The organism is Sphingomonas faeni (assembly GCF_030817315.1).
Classification (GTDB): domain Bacteria; phylum Pseudomonadota; class Alphaproteobacteria; order Sphingomonadales; family Sphingomonadaceae; genus Sphingomonas; species Sphingomonas faeni_C.
The window spans coordinates 2,483,503-2,496,998 of sequence record NZ_JAUSZF010000001.1 but is presented as its reverse complement, the minus strand read 5'-3'; the positions used below and the strand labels follow the sequence as shown (position 1 = coordinate 2,496,998).

At 66.1% G+C, this 13,496-nt stretch carries 11 protein-coding genes, 1 tRNA gene and 3 pseudogenes; 8 read left to right on the top strand and 7 right to left on the bottom strand.

All coding sequences use genetic code 11. The features are described from left to right. Positions 1–135 precede the first annotated feature (135 nt). Together acs and QFZ54_RS11540 are read left to right on the top strand one after the other, a co-directional pair. Entirely contained in the window at positions 136–2,091 is a 1,956-nt protein-coding gene (gene acs, locus QFZ54_RS11545; protein ID WP_307087207.1) for an acetate--CoA ligase, read from the top strand. After that, on the top strand, positions 2,088–2,711 hold the full coding sequence (locus tag QFZ54_RS11540; RefSeq protein ID WP_307087206.1) for a response regulator transcription factor: 624 nt from the start codon (positions 2,088–2,090) through the stop codon (positions 2,709–2,711). Before acs ends, QFZ54_RS11540 begins: the two co-directional genes overlap by 4 nt. 98 nt (positions 2,712–2,809) lie before the next feature. Here QFZ54_RS11540 and QFZ54_RS11535 read toward each other — a convergent pair whose 3' ends face one another. The 3 genes and pseudogenes from QFZ54_RS11535 to QFZ54_RS11525 form a co-directional block, all read right to left on the bottom strand. Beyond that, on the bottom strand, positions 2,810–3,214 hold the full coding sequence (locus QFZ54_RS11535; protein ID WP_307089407.1) for a response regulator: 405 nt from the start codon (positions 3,212–3,214) through the stop codon (positions 2,810–2,812). 81 nt (positions 3,215–3,295) lie between these two features. After that, a pseudogene (locus QFZ54_RS11530) lies at positions 3,296–3,520 on the bottom strand (ATP-binding protein); the annotation flags it as partial. A gap of 235 nt (positions 3,521–3,755) precedes the next feature. After that, a pseudogene (locus QFZ54_RS11525) lies at positions 3,756–4,535 on the bottom strand (PAS-domain containing protein); the annotation flags it as partial. Positions 4,536–6,324: 1,789 nt separating this feature from the next. On the opposite strand from QFZ54_RS11525, the gene QFZ54_RS11520 reads away from it, so the two are divergent. Further along, a tRNA-Gly gene (locus QFZ54_RS11520) sits at positions 6,325–6,398 on the top strand. A 34-nt stretch (positions 6,399–6,432) separates the two neighbouring features. On the opposite strand, the gene trmB is transcribed toward QFZ54_RS11520, so the two are convergent. Continuing rightward, positions 6,433–7,113 (bottom strand): tRNA (guanine(46)-N(7))-methyltransferase TrmB, encoded by a 681-nt coding sequence (gene trmB / locus QFZ54_RS11515; protein ID WP_307087205.1) that lies wholly within the window; start codon positions 7,111–7,113, stop codon positions 6,433–6,435. 11 nt (positions 7,114–7,124) lie between these two features. Next, positions 7,125–7,373 carry a hypothetical protein gene (locus QFZ54_RS11510; RefSeq protein WP_307087204.1) on the bottom strand — a complete coding sequence of 83 codons (249 nt, stop codon included), beginning with the start codon at positions 7,371–7,373 and terminating at the stop codon, positions 7,125–7,127. Between QFZ54_RS11510 and QFZ54_RS11505 the strand changes: the two are divergent. The 5 genes and pseudogenes from QFZ54_RS11505 to QFZ54_RS11485 form a co-directional block, all read left to right on the top strand. Next, positions 7,296–7,466, top strand: a pseudogene (locus QFZ54_RS11505) (formate/nitrite transporter family protein); the annotation flags it as partial. The gene QFZ54_RS11510 and the pseudogene QFZ54_RS11505 sit on opposite strands and share 78 nt — an antisense overlap. A gap of 91 nt (positions 7,467–7,557) precedes the next feature. Beyond that, positions 7,558–8,004, top strand: a complete 447-nt coding sequence (locus QFZ54_RS11500; RefSeq protein WP_307087202.1) for a formate/nitrite transporter family protein — start codon at positions 7,558–7,560, stop codon at positions 8,002–8,004. Next, positions 8,004–8,633: a phosphatase PAP2 family protein gene (locus QFZ54_RS11495; protein WP_307087201.1), complete on the top strand. Its 630-nt coding sequence runs from the start codon at positions 8,004–8,006 to the stop codon at positions 8,631–8,633. The genes QFZ54_RS11500 and QFZ54_RS11495 overlap by 1 nt, the downstream gene beginning before the upstream one ends. 142 nt (positions 8,634–8,775) lie before the next feature. Then, a complete protein-coding gene (locus QFZ54_RS11490) occupies positions 8,776–9,060 on the top strand; it encodes an LptM family lipoprotein (RefSeq protein WP_307087199.1) in 285 nt (94 codons plus the stop codon). A 126-nt stretch (positions 9,061–9,186) separates the two neighbouring features. After that, positions 9,187–10,263, top strand: a complete 1,077-nt coding sequence (locus QFZ54_RS11485) for an AI-2E family transporter (protein WP_307087197.1) — start codon at positions 9,187–9,189, stop codon at positions 10,261–10,263. Between the two features lie 149 nt (positions 10,264–10,412). Here QFZ54_RS11485 and metK read toward each other — a convergent pair whose 3' ends face one another. Next, positions 10,413–11,630 carry a methionine adenosyltransferase gene (gene metK / locus QFZ54_RS11480; RefSeq protein WP_307087195.1) on the bottom strand — a complete coding sequence of 406 codons (1,218 nt, stop codon included), beginning with the start codon at positions 11,628–11,630 and terminating at the stop codon, positions 10,413–10,415. 58 nt (positions 11,631–11,688) lie between these two features. After that, on the bottom strand, positions 11,689–13,221 hold the full coding sequence (gene lnt, locus QFZ54_RS11475; RefSeq protein ID WP_307087193.1) for an apolipoprotein N-acyltransferase: 1,533 nt from the start codon (positions 13,219–13,221) through the stop codon (positions 11,689–11,691). Between the last annotated feature and the right edge of the window lie 275 nt (positions 13,222–13,496).

Genomic DNA, 13,496 nt, shown 5'->3' with positions numbered 1-13,496 from the left:
GCGCCCTCCCACTGGTCTTACGCGTGGGATAAGCGTCGTCATCATGGCGCATTGCGTCCGCCCGTCCATCCCTTACTTTGGTTAGGGATGATCGCCCGAACGCGACCGCGTAGAGCGCGGCAAAAGGAGAGCCAGATGACCGAGGCCAGCTATCCCGTCCCCGCGGAATGGGCGACGGACGCCCTGATCGACGCCGCCGCCTATGACCGGATGTATGCCGAGGCCGCGACAGATCCCAACGCGTTTTGGGCGAACGAAGCCAAGCGGCTCGACTGGATCGTCGCGCCGACCAAGATCAAGGACACCTCGTTCGACGAGAGCGACTTCCACATCCGCTGGTTCGAGGACGGGCAGCTCAACGTCGCTGCGAATTGCGTCGATCGCCACGCCGACGCCCGGCCCGACGCGACCGCGATCCTGTGGGAAGGCGACAACCCCGATGAGTCCCGCAAGATCAGCTATACCGAACTGCGCGACGAAGTGTCCAGGCTCGCCAACTGCCTGAAGGCGCGCGGCGTCCAGAAGGGCGACCGCGTCACGATCTACATGCCGATGATCCCCGAGGCGGCGTTCGCGATGCTCGCCTGCGCGCGGATCGGCGCGATCCATTCGGTGGTGTTCGGCGGCTTCTCGCCCGAGAGCCTGTGCAACCGCATCCACGACTGCGACAGCCGCATCGTCATCACGGCCGACGAAGGCCTGCGCGGCGGCAAGACCGTGCCACTTAAGGCTAACGTCGACGCCGCGCTCGACCACGGCGACCTCGCGGTCGAGGCGGTCATCGTGGTCCGTCGCACCGGCGGCAAGGTGACGATGACCGAGGGTCGCGACTATTGGTATCACGCGTGCGTCGAGGGTCAGTCGACCGACTGCGCCCCCGAGCCGATGAACGCCGAGGACCCGCTGTTCATCCTCTACACCAGCGGCTCGACCGGCCAGCCCAAGGGCGTGCTGCACACCAGCGGCGGCTACTTGGTGTGGGCGTCGATGACGCACGAATACGTCTTCAATTACCGGCCCGGCGAGATCTTCTGGTGCGCCGCGGATGTCGGCTGGGTCACCGGCCACACCTATTCGCTGTACGGCGCACTCGCGAACGGCGCGACCACGGTGATGTTCGAGGGCGTGCCGAACTATCCCGACCACAGCCGCTTCTGGCAGATCGTCGACAAATATAACGTCAACATCCTTTACACCGCGCCGACCGCACTGCGTTCGCTGATGCGCGAGGGCGACGACTGGGTGAAGCGCACCAGTCGCAAGTCGCTGCGCCTGCTCGGCTCGGTCGGTGAACCGATCAACCCGGAAGCGTGGAACTGGTATCACAATGTCGTCGGCGACGGTCGTTGCCCGATCGTCGACACCTGGTGGCAGACCGAAACGGGCGGCCACATGATCTCACCATTGCCCGGTGCCACTGCGCTCAAACCCGGCAGTGCTACCAAGCCATTGTTCGGCGTACTCCCCGAACTGGTCGATGCGGACGGCAAGGTGCTGGAGGGGGCGGTCGAGGGCAACCTCGTCATCGCCGACAGCTGGCCCGGCCAGATGCGGACCGTGTGGAACGACCACGATCGCTTTTTCCAGACCTATTTCTCGACCTATCCCGGCAAGTATTTCACCGGCGACGGCTGCCGCCGCGACGAGGACAGCTATTACTGGATCACTGGCCGGGTCGACGACGTCATCAACGTCAGCGGCCATCGCATGGGCACCGCCGAGGTCGAGAGCGCGCTGGTCGCGCATTCGAAGGTCGCCGAGGCCGCGGTCGTCGGCATGCCGCACGACGTGAAGGGCCAGGGCATTTACGCCTACGTCACCTTGAACGCGAACGCCGAACCGAGCGACGACCTGCGCAAGGAACTCGTCCAATGGGTCCGCCGCGAGATCGGGCCGATCGCGACGCCCGACATCCTCCAGTTCGCCCCCGCGCTCCCGAAGACTCGTTCGGGGAAAATCATGCGCCGCATCCTGCGGAAGATCGCGGAGAACCAGCTCGACCAACTCGGCGACACCTCGACGCTCGCCGATCCTGCGGTGGTCGACGCCCTGATCGCCGGCCGCGAGGAGGCCATCCCCGTACCGACATGACGCGCACGATCCTCATCGCCGACGATCACCCGCTGTTCCGCCAGGCGCTAAAACTGGCGGTCAGCCGCGCCGCGCCCGATGCGGTGGTGGTCGAGGCGGGGCAGCTCTGCGAGGCAGTCGACGCGGTGCGCGGTGCCGAGCGGCTCGACCTGATCCTGCTTGACCTGCGGATGCCGGGCTCGGAAGGCTTTGCCGGTGTCGCGCTGCTCCACGCCGAACGCCCCGACACGCCGATCATGGTCATCTCTTCAGCCGACGAAGCCGAGGCGGCACCGCGTGCAAGGGCCTATGGCGCGATCGGCTTCGTCTCAAAAACCGCCGAACTCGCGACTCTGGAAAACGCGGTCGCCCGCGCGCTGGCCGGTGAACGCGACGCGCCGACCGAAGGCGCCCCCGTCGACGAAATGTCCACTTGCGTCGCCAGCCTCACCCCTACCGAACTCAAAGTCTTGCTAGGTGTCCTCGCCGGCCGCCTCAACAAGCAGGTCGCTTTTGATCTCGGTATCTCGGAAGGCACGGTAAAGGGTCACATGACGGCGATATTGCGTAAACTTGGGGTGCAGAACCGTACGCAGGCGGTGCTGGCGGCCAGGGCGATGGACATCCACTTCGCCGATTAGCCGCGCCGTCTGCCGCACCGTCATGGTGACTTTCGTCAGGATGACGGTGGGGAGCCGCGCCCCCTTGATCCTCCCGCAAGGAAGAGGATCTCGAAGGCTCAATTCCCTCGCGCCGCCGCCGCCGAGGCCTCCTCGATAAACCGCCACAGATCCGCCGGCACCACCGGCTTCGTCAGCACGACAAGCCCCGCACACCGCACATCCTCCACAACCGCCCGATCCGCGGTCACCAGCGCAATCGCCGGCGCCGGCATCATCGCCCGCAACCGCGCGACCACGTCGAGCCCGTCCTCCACCTCGTCCAGATGATAGTCGATCAGCGCCACATCCGGCTCCTCGTCCGCCGCCAGTTCCATCGCCTCGGCGATCGTCGCTGCCAGCAACGGCGCGCACCGCCGCGCGCGCAACGCCGCATCCAGCGCCGCGAGGATCGTCGCGTCGTTATCGAGACACAGCACCCGCAACCCCGGCACCAGCGCGCGCGCCGCCGAGGGCGTCGGCAACGGCACGTCGAACCCCGCGGGCGCAAGCGGCACACGGACCGCAAACGTCGTTCCCTGCCCCGGAGCCGACCGCAACTCCACCGCCACCCCGAGCAACCGCGCGATCCGCCGGACGATCGCCAGCCCCAGCCCAACGCCGCCGCCCGCGCTCCCCTTGCTCTCCAGCCGCTCGAATTCCTCGAAGATCCGCTCGCGGTCGGCAGCCGCGATCCCAGGCCCATTGTCGCGAACCTCGATCAGCACGTCGCCACCCCGCCGTCGCGCGCCGATCCAGATCCGCCCATCCGCCCGAATAGCGCACCGCATTCGACAGAAAATTTTGAAGGATCGACCTGAGCAACGACCGATCCGTCGCCACGCTGAACGCCCCCGGATGCGACGCCAGCACCAGCCCACGCTCGCACGCCAGCGGCGCGAACTGCACCGTCAGTTCCTGGATCAACGCCCCCAGCGCAAACCGCTCGACTTTGGGCACCACTCCCCCCGCATCGAGCCGCGACACGTCGAGCAGCGCACGCAGCAACGTGTCCGCGGACCCGATCGCACCATCGATCGCCCGCAGTAGCTCGCCCTGATGCGGCGCCTTCCCCTCGTCGAGAGCCGCGCAGAACAGCCGCGCCGCGTGCAACGGCTGCAGCAAATCATGGCTCGCCGCGGCCAGAAACCGCGTCTTGTCGCGCGTCGCAGTCTCCGCCACCGCGCGCGCCTCGTCGAGCATATGGTTCGACTGCGCCAGATCCTGCGTCCGCGCGACGACCCGCGCCTCGAGATGGGCCTGCGCCTCCTTCTCCGCGGTAATGTCGGTGAAACTCTGAACGTACCCGCCGCCCGGCATCGGTCGCCCGACCATCTTGATCCAACGCCCAGACGGCCGCTGCCGCTCGAAACTGTGCGGCGTCCCACGCGCGAGGTGCGCCACCCGCCGCCCGACATGCGCCGCGATATCGCCGACCCCCTCGCGCTCGGCATTGTAGCGGATCAGGTCGGCGATCGAGCGCCCGACCACGACATAGCCCTCGGGATAGTCGAACATCTCGACATAGCGCGGATTCCAAGCGACCAGCCTCAGGTCCGCATCGATCACGCTGACCCCCGGATCGATCGTCTCCAGCGTCGCCGACAGCAAGGTGCGCGAGAACCGCAGCGAGCGCCCACGCTGGTCGAGCAGCCGCACCACGTCGCTGACATCGATCGCCGACCCGGCAATACTCGACGCGACGATCTTCCGCGCCGACGGTGCACCGATCACGCCCGCGATCAGCCGCTCGGCAGTGCGTGCGGCGGGGCCATCGATCGGCGCACGCAGATCGGGCGACGCCATACCGATCGCCTCCGCCTCGCCGTCGCCGACGAACCGCGCGACGAGCATCCGCAACTCGCCGAGCGTCGTGACGTGGTCGAGCGCGGCGTTCCCCCGGTGCCGCTCGCGCACGTGCAGCCCGGCCATCAGCGCGACGTTGACACTTAGGCTCCACACCGTGCCGTTGACCAAAGGCGAGCCCATCCGCCAGCCGAGCAACGCATCGGGATCGAGCCAACCGCGTGTGAACTGCGCCAAGGCTGGCCCGACACCTTCGCCGATGGACGGCAGCAACAGGCAGTAGATCCAGACGACCACGCCACCGATCAGCCCAGCGCGCGCCGCTGTGTGATTGGCGAAGTTCCACCCGACCGTCGCGATCAGCGCAGGCGCGAACTGCGCGACGCCCGCGAACGCGATCAACCCGATCGATGCCAGCGGCAGGTCCGCACCGAGACTCCGCCCATACAGCAACGCGACGGCAACGATCGCGGCGATGATGACCCGCCGGACGCGCAGCATCCGCCGGCCGAGCTCACCCTCGCCCGCGTCGCCGTGCCGCCGGAGTAGCAACGGCGCGAGCAAATCGTTGGTCGCCATCGTCGACAGCGCGATCGTCTCGACCACCACCATCGCTGTCGCTGCCGAGAACCCGCCGATGAACGCGATCAGCGCGACGAGGTTCTCGCCCTGCTGCAACGGCACCGCGAGCACGTACAGATCGGGCTCGGCATCACCCGGCAGCAGCGTCATCCCAGCCAGCGCCAGCGGCAGGACGAGCAGCGAGATGACTACCATGTACGCGATGAACGGCCAGCGCGCCCGCGCCACCGCATCGGGGCCGCGCGCCTCGATCACCCCGACATAGAATTGCCGCGGTAGGCACAGGATCGCCAGCGCCGACAACACAGTCCGCACCCAGAAGTCGGAGGTCAGCGCGCCCCATGTGAAGCCTGCCTCGAGCCGCCCCAGTGGTGCCGCCAGCGTCGCCGCCGGGACGTCGCCGAGCAGCGCCACGGTCACCACGCCGAGCACCACGAAGCACAGCAGCTTGATCAGCGACTCCGCCGCAATCGCCGCGACCACGCCGGGATTGCGCCCCGCAACTTCATATCGTCGGGCGCCAAAGACGATCGCGAACACCGCGAGCAGCAGTGCGACGAACGTGCCGACCTCCGCCGAACTCCCGACACCGGCAATCGCACCGAAACTGAGCGTCACCGACCGCAACTGGAGCGCGATATACGGCACCGACGCGAGCAGCGCCGTTCCCGCGACGATCGCCGCAGTCCCCCGACTGCGTCCATAGCGCGCGGAAATAAAGTCCGAGATCGAACTCGATCCCTCCTCGCGCGCCAGCTGCACCAGCCGCGCGAGAAACTTCGGCGCTAGCAGGAACACCAGAGCCGGCCCGAGATAGATGGCGAGGTAATCCCACCCCCGCGTCGCCGCCGTGCCGACCCCGCCGAAGAACGTCCAGCTGCTGCAATACACCGCAAGTGACAGCGGATAGGCGATCCGCTGGAGCCGCGTCGACAGCCCGCGACGGTCGACGATCCAGGCAATCCCGAACAACAGCGCGCCGTAGGTCAGGATCGCGACGATGACACTTGGCCCGACGATGGCAGCGCTCCGGTTCAGGATGGAACCGACGATCTAGCACAGGACACGCGTCCGCCGTCGATAGGTATGTGAGGGGACGCTGTGGCTAGCGGCTTGCACCGGTCATCCGCCCGCGCTATCGCCGCACCGCTCCCGTGTCGGAACACTACCGGGAGCCTGCTTGGAAATTCAACGGTTTCAAGCGCGTGCGGGTATAGTACAATGGTAGTACAGCAGCCTTCCAAGCTGAATACACGGGTTCGATTCCCGTTACCCGCTCCACGCCATCCGTAAAAAGCCGCTGCGTGCCTACGGGTCAGACCCGCAGGTAGCGGTAGTACCAGACCTCATGGTCCTGCCGTCGGGCTTTCCGCTCGTAACGGGTCTCGGGCCAGTCGTCGGGGCGAGTCAGGAAATCGTGTGGCGTCTTCGCCTGCCATTCGAAATCGCGGCGCGCGTTCATGATCATCATCGACCAGCGGCAATAGGTCGGGTCGTCGGTGCCGAGGCGGAACTCCGCGCCGGGTTTCAGCTTGGCGGCGATCGTGTCGAGTGGACCGTGATTGACCATGCGGCGCTTGGCGTGGCGCGCCTTCCGCCACGGATCGGGGTGCAGCAGATACAGCCGGTCGAGGCTCGCGTCGGGCAGGCGCTCGATCACCTCCAGCGCATCGCCCATGTGCAGCCGCACGTTGGTCAGTTCGCCATCGCGGATGTGTGCGAGCGCGCCGACCACGCCGTTGAGGAATGGCTCGCAGCCGATGAAGCCGACGTCGGGGTTCATCGCGGCCTGGCCGGCGAGATGCTCGCCCGCGCCGAAGCCGATCTCGAGGTGGAGCGGAAGGTCTTTGCCGAACAGCGTCATCGCATCGATCGGCCCTTCCTCGGGCACGGACAGGTCGGCAAGCGTTTCCTCGACGAGCGCGGCTTGGCCGAGACGCAGCTTGTGGCCCTGGCGACGGCCATAGAGGCGGCGGATAACAGAAGGATCGTTCATCGCCGCGTGCCCTAGCGGGCGATTGCGTCGGAGCAAAGCACCGCGCAAACCGTTGCACCCTCGTAATGGTCGACAACGCTTCCGATCCGCCCGGCGAAAACGTCGAGGATCTCAAGGCCGCCGATGCGCAGGACCTGCACAAGGCCGTCCGCGAGGCTGGCGAGGATGAGCTCGATCGTTCTATATCCTCGCTGTTCTTTTCCGGGCTCGCTGCGGGCATGGCGATCGCCAGCTCGCTGATCGCGGAGGGGGCGCTCCACGCGGCACTTCCCGATACGCCGTGGCGATCGATCGTCGTGTCGCTCGGCTATCCGATCGGCTTTCTGGTCGTGGTCCTCGGCCGGATGCAGTTGTTCACGGAGAGCACGATCACCGCGATGCTACCGCTGGTGGACCAAGCCGTCGGGCTGGGCATTGCGGCGGACCTTGCGGCTCTGGAGCGTTGTGCTGGGCGCCAACTTGATCGGGACCGCGCTGGCCGGCGGGATGATCGCGGCAGGCCTGCTCGGCGGCAACGAGCTTCGTACTGCGATGATCGAGGTGTCGATGCGGATCACCGAACTCTCGCCGGGTGCGACGTTCGTCAATGCGATCCCGGCCGGATTCATGATCGCGATCCTCGCTTGGTCGCTGCCGAATGCGCGCGAACAGTCGTTCCTCGTGATCTTCGCTATCACCTATGTGGTCGCGATCGGCGCGTTCAGCCACTCGATCGTCGGATCGGTAGAGGCATGGCTGCTGCTGTTCTCGGGCAAGGTCGGCGTCGGCGAAGCGCTCGGCGGCCTCATGCTGCCGGCGATCCTCGGCAACTTGCTGGGCGGTGCAGGGTTGTTTGCGCTGTTGGCGCATGCACAGGTGCGTGGCGAAATGGACGGACAGGGTGAGACGTGATGGGCAAGACCAAGGAAGCTGCAAAAGCCGTCGAGAAGGCGGACCGCAAGGCAACGCACAAGGCCGCCAAACACCGCGACGAGCCCCTGGTCAAGGCGACCGGTTTGCTCGCGGAAATCGGTGACCAGCCGCAGCTCGTCGCTACCTCGATTGGTACGGTCGTGATCGGCGCGATCGCACGCAGGCCGGATGTGATCCGTGGCGGCGTGCGGATGCTGGCGGCACATGCAGCAGCGACCTTCGTCAAGTCCGCGATCAAGGCATCGATAGATCGGACGCGTCCTGAAAAGGCGATTGAGGATGGCAATGCGCGGTTTGAGCCGGGTGAAAGCCGTGACCACGACCAGAACTCGTTTCCTTCCGGCCATACCGCCGGCGCGGTTGCGGTCGCCCGTGCGGTGTCGCGTGACATTAAAGGCGCGGGTGGGCCAGCCGCGTTGATTTCAGGTGCGGTCGCAGCAGCGCAACCGGTGAACGGGAAGCATTATCTGTCCGATCTCGTCGTCGGTGCCGCCGTCGGCTGGATCGCGGAAGCGCTCGTCAGCGCGGTGTTCGACCGGGTTGCTCCATTGGTCGAGACGGCGGTAGCGGACAAGGCGCCCTTGCTGATCGAGCATGCGAAGGCCTGAGCCGCCTTGGGTAGCGCGGTGTGGCTTGTTGACCACAGATGCTGGCGAGAATGAATATTCGTATTGATGCGCAAGGGGATAGCGGAACCGTTACGCGGGCGTGACGGTTGCTGCCGCATCGTAACCAGAACGGACTATCCCTATGAAGAAGATCTCCATCGCAATCACGCTCGCCGCTATGGCCGTCTCGCTTGCAGCCTGCGGCGGGAAGGGCGACGACACGCTCGGCAGCCAAGTCGAGAAGTCCGCCGACAACCGTGCCGACGCTCTCGAAGCGACCGCCGACAACCTCGAAGATCAGGCCGAGGCCGTTCGCGATAACGCCGAGCAACAGTCGGACGCGATCGACGATGCCGACGTGAACGCACAGGCGATGCCGCAGGCGCAGAAGGACGCTCTGGTCAACGGCAGCGAAAAGCTCCGCTGACCTTCTAGGCGCAAACTCGCGCCAGCGTTAGAGCCGCCCTTCGGTACACCGGGGGGCGGTTTTGACGTTTGAGTGGTTGGCTTTGAACGGCCCGGCTCGACGGGTCGATACAAGAGGGACACGGCAATGATCGACAGGCGTCGACTGGAAACGGGGGGCTTCATCACCTTCCTGGTGGCGATCACGATTGCGCTATGCGTGGTCGTATCGTCGTTTGCGGCGGCGCTGCTCTGGAGCGCGCTGGCGGCGATCCTGTTCCAGTCCCTGTATCACTGGCTACTCAAGCGCTGGCCGGAACGCCGCAATCTCGCCGCGGCGCTGACGCTGCTGATCATCTTCGTCGCGGTGATCGTGCCGACCTTGTTCATCGGCAGCCTGGTGATCGACCAGTCCGCCTCGGTCTATGCCAAGCTGCAAAGCGGGCAGATCAACTTTGGCGCGTATTTCCAGCAGATCCACGACGCCCTGCCCAACCGGATCCAGGGCGCGCTCGACAAGGCCGGGCTCAACAGCTTCGAACAGGCGCAGTCGCGCGTGTCGACCATCCTCGGCAATAGCGTCCGCTCGATCGCCGGGCAGGCTCTGTCGATCGGCCGCAATGCCGCTGCGTTCCTGCTGTCGTTCGGTGTCGGGCTGTACGTGACCTTCTTCCTGCTCCGCGACGGCGACAAGGTCGGGCCGGCGATCCGCCGCACGCTGCCGTTCGAGCATTCGGTGGCGGAGAAACTCGTCGACAAGTTCGTCGCGGTGGTGCGTGCGACGATTAAGGGATCAGTGATCGTAGGGCTCGTCCAGGGTGCGCTCGGTGGCCTGACGTTTTGGCTCGTCGGCGTACCGGCAGCTCTGCTATGGGGCCTGCTGATGGCGCTGACCTCGCTGCTGCCAGCGCTGGGCCCCGCGATCGTTTGGGTACCGGTCGCGGTGTACCTGCTGGCGACGGGCGCCATCTGGCAGGGTGTGGTCGTCATCGTCTCGGGCGTGGTGGTGATCGGCCTGGCCGACAACATCCTGCGTCCGATCCTGGTCGGCCGCGACACGGGGATCCCGGATTACGTCGTGCTGGTGACGACGCTCGGCGGGATCGAGCTCGTCGGTCTGAGCGGCATCGTCGTCGGCCCTCTGGTCGCCGCGCTGTTCCTGACCGCGTGGCAGATCCTGACCGAGCAACGGCACGCGCAGCCGATCAAAAGCCTCGAAGAGTGATCAACTCGTTCTCCTGCGAACGCAGCAGCCCAGGATACCAAGCGTAACGATCGTGACCCTGGAATCCTGCGTTCGCAGGAGAACAAACTAAAATGCCTCCCGCGGATCTGTCCGCGGGAGGCATTTTCACAACTGCAAACCCGTCGCTATCAGGCGATGGCAGCCTTCAGCGCATCGACCAGATCGGTCTTCTCCCAGGTGAACGTGTCACCCTGTGGCTCGCGACCGAAGTGACCATAGGCCGCGGTCTTCTTGTAGATCGGCGCGTTGAGCTTCAGATGCTCGCGAATGCCCTTCGGCGTCAGGCGAACGAGCTTCGGCAGGACCGCCTCGAGCTTGGCTTCCTCGACAGTGCCGGTGCCATGGGTGTCGACATAGACCGACAGCGGCTCGGCGATACCGATCGCATAGCTCAGCTGGATCGTGCAACGACGCGCGAGACCGGCCGCAACGACGTTCTTCGCGAGATAGCGTGCGACATAGGCAGCCGAACGATCGACCTTCGTCGGATCCTTGCCCGAGAATGCGCCGCCGCCATGCGGGGCCGCGCCGCCGTAGGTGTCGACGATGATCTTACGACCCGTTACGCCGGCGTCGCCGTCTGGGCCGCCGATCTCGAACTGGCCGGTCGGGTTGATGTAGATCGCAGTCTCGTCGGTAATGAAGCCGTCGGGCAGCACGTCCTTGAACACGCCCATGACATAGTCGCGCAGCACCGCGTACTTGGCGGGATCGGCGTTGTCGCCCTTCTCGCAATAGCCCGGCGCATGCTGCGTCGAGACGACCAGGGCGGTCGCGCCGACCGGCACTTCGTTCTCGTACGACAGCGTCACCTGGCTCTTGGCGTCGGGCTCGAGGAACGGCGCCGCGCCCGAGTGGCGGTCTTCGGCCATCTTTGCGAGGATCTTGTGGCTGTAATACAGCGTCGCAGGCATCAGGCCCGGGGTCTCGTCGGTCGCGTAGCCGAACATGATGCCCTGGTCGCCGGCGCCCTCGTCCTTGTTGCCGCTCTCGTCGACGCCCATCGCGATGTGCGCGGACTGGCCGTGGAGGTTGTTCTCGAAGCGGAACGTCTCCCAGTGGAAGCCGGTCTGTGCGTAACCGATTTCCTTGACGGTGTTGCGGACGGCCGCCTCGATCTCCTCGAGCACGCCGTCGGCCCACTGGTCGTTCTCGTAGATGCCCTTGCCGCGGATTTCACCGGCCAGGACGACGAGCTGCGTGGTCGTCAGCGTCTCGCAGGCGATCCGTGCCTGCGGGTCCTTGGCGAGGAACAGGTCGACGATCGTGTCGCTGATCTGGTCGGCGACCTTGTCGGGATGGCCTTCGGAGACCGATTCGGAAGTGAAGAGGAAAGATTTGCGCATGCGGGCCTCTTTGCCATGCTCTGGAGCGAGCGTCATATAAGGAAAGCTTTATATGACCCTAGCGCTGGCGACGGCGCAGGGCAACCGCGGTGACGAGCATCAGCGCGGCAACGATCGCCGCCATCGCGTTGCCGACGCGCGAGAACAAAGTGGGGGGCATCGCAGACGGCATCGGTTGCTCTATTGCGCCAGCGGTCTCGTGTGGGACGGTCGCTACGAGGCGGCCATCGGCGGCAATGATCGCCGAGATACCGGTCGGGGTCGCGCGGAGGATCGGCAAGCCTTCCTCGATCGCGCGCATCCGGGCTTGCGCGAGATGCTGCGGCGGTCCCCATTTGCCAAACCACGCATCGTTCGACGGATTGAACAGGATACGGGGACGATGCGCGCGGTCGACGACCTCGCCCGAGAAAATTATCTCGTAGCAAATCTGCATCCCGATCGAACCGAAGCCGGGCAGCGTCAGGTTCGCTGGGCCCTTGCCGGAAGTGAAGTCGATATCGCCGGGCACGAGCCGCGCGAGCCCAAGCGGCTTCAACAGCCACGGCATCGGCAGGTATTCGCCGTACGGCACCAAGTGCGCCTTGTCGTACCGCCCGCGCAGCCGGGCCTGTGCGTCGAGCGCGAACACCGAATTGGCCGCGCCGGAAATCTGATCCTTGGCGTCGAACTCAAGCGCCGTGCCGCCGATCAGCAGGATGTCCTCGGGGCCCAGCAGCCGCGCCATCCGGCGGCGGAGGTAGAGCGGGCTCGACCAGCCATAGGCGTAGAACGGATAGCCGTCCTCGACGTAATCGCGCACTACGCCCTCAGGCCAGACGACAAGGCGCGGGATGGCGCCGCCCCGGCCGGACAGCTTCTCCAACGCCGACAGCACCCGCTCACCGTCGGTCTCGCTACGGTCTTCCTGGCCGATGTCGGGCTGGACCACGCGGACCAAAGGCGTGCCGGGCGCTGGCGGCGGCGCGTTGGTCCAGAGGGCGGATAGTGCGGCGATACTGAGTGCAGGGATAGCGATGGCGGAGAGAGTCCAGCGGCGTACTGAGAGCATCAGCAGCGCGCCGGCGGCGAGGACCGTCACGCCGGACAGCGCGTAGGTGCCGATCCACGCGGACAGTCGTGCGACGCCGATCGCGGGAAGCCAGACGACGCCGAGCGGATCCCATGCGTAGCCGGTGAACAGGGTCGCGCGGAGCCACTCGGTCGCGATCCAGGTGGCGGCGAAGACCATTACGAACGTCGCATCGGGCGCGGCGGGCCGTCGCGCGATCCGCCAGGCGACGCCGCCCGCCAGCATCGGGAACAGCGCCAGATACAGCGCGAGGCCGACCGCCGCGAAATACCCGAGCACCGGCGGCATCGCGTCCTGGAAGTCAAACGCGTGCTGGAACCAGTTGTTGTTGACGGTGAAATGCCCAACCCCGAACACCCACCCACGCCACAACACGCTGCGCAGGGTCGGCGCATCGTGGACGAGCTTCATCCACACCGCGAACGCGACGAGGGTGAGTGGCCAGAGGTCGAGCGGGGCGAAGCCGGTCGCGGCGATCGCGCCGAGGACGAGGCAGGCGAGGGCGGGGTAGCGGGTCACGGTCGCGCTATGGCGTGGTGAAGGGGGTGGGGCAACGTCTTCCCTTAGTCCTGCATCAGTCACCGCTCCAACCGCCGACGATTCACCACCCCGGCGAAGGCCGGGGCCCAGTTGGAAAGGTCGCAGTAACGAAGTGCAACACCCCGTTAGCGACGTTTCCCAACTGGGCCCCGGCCTTCGCCGGGGTGGTGCGATCTATGTAGGTCCACCCCCACCAAGAAGGCGCATGCTCGCATGTCCACGTGGAAAATCCCCCACCGAATCCCGCGGGTCGA

Bases quoted from the DNA above. Each gene is read 5' to 3' on its own strand.
- trmB (WP_307087205.1), bottom strand. From the start codon at position 7,113: ATGAACGATCCTTCTGTTATCCGCCGCCTCTATGGCCGTCGCCAGGGC.
- QFZ54_RS11485 (WP_307087197.1), top strand. From the start codon at position 9,187: ATGATCGACAGGCGTCGACTGGAAACGGGGGGCTTCATCACCTTCCTG.
- acs (WP_307087207.1), top strand. From the start codon at position 136: ATGACCGAGGCCAGCTATCCCGTCCCCGCGGAATGGGCGACGGACGCC.
- metK (WP_307087195.1), bottom strand. From the start codon at position 11,630: ATGCGCAAATCTTTCCTCTTCACTTCCGAATCGGTCTCCGAAGGCCAT.
- QFZ54_RS11490 (WP_307087199.1), top strand. From the start codon at position 8,776: ATGAAGAAGATCTCCATCGCAATCACGCTCGCCGCTATGGCCGTCTCG.
- QFZ54_RS11495 (WP_307087201.1), top strand. From the start codon at position 8,004: ATGGGCAAGACCAAGGAAGCTGCAAAAGCCGTCGAGAAGGCGGACCGC.
- QFZ54_RS11540 (WP_307087206.1), top strand. From the start codon at position 2,088: ATGACGCGCACGATCCTCATCGCCGACGATCACCCGCTGTTCCGCCAG.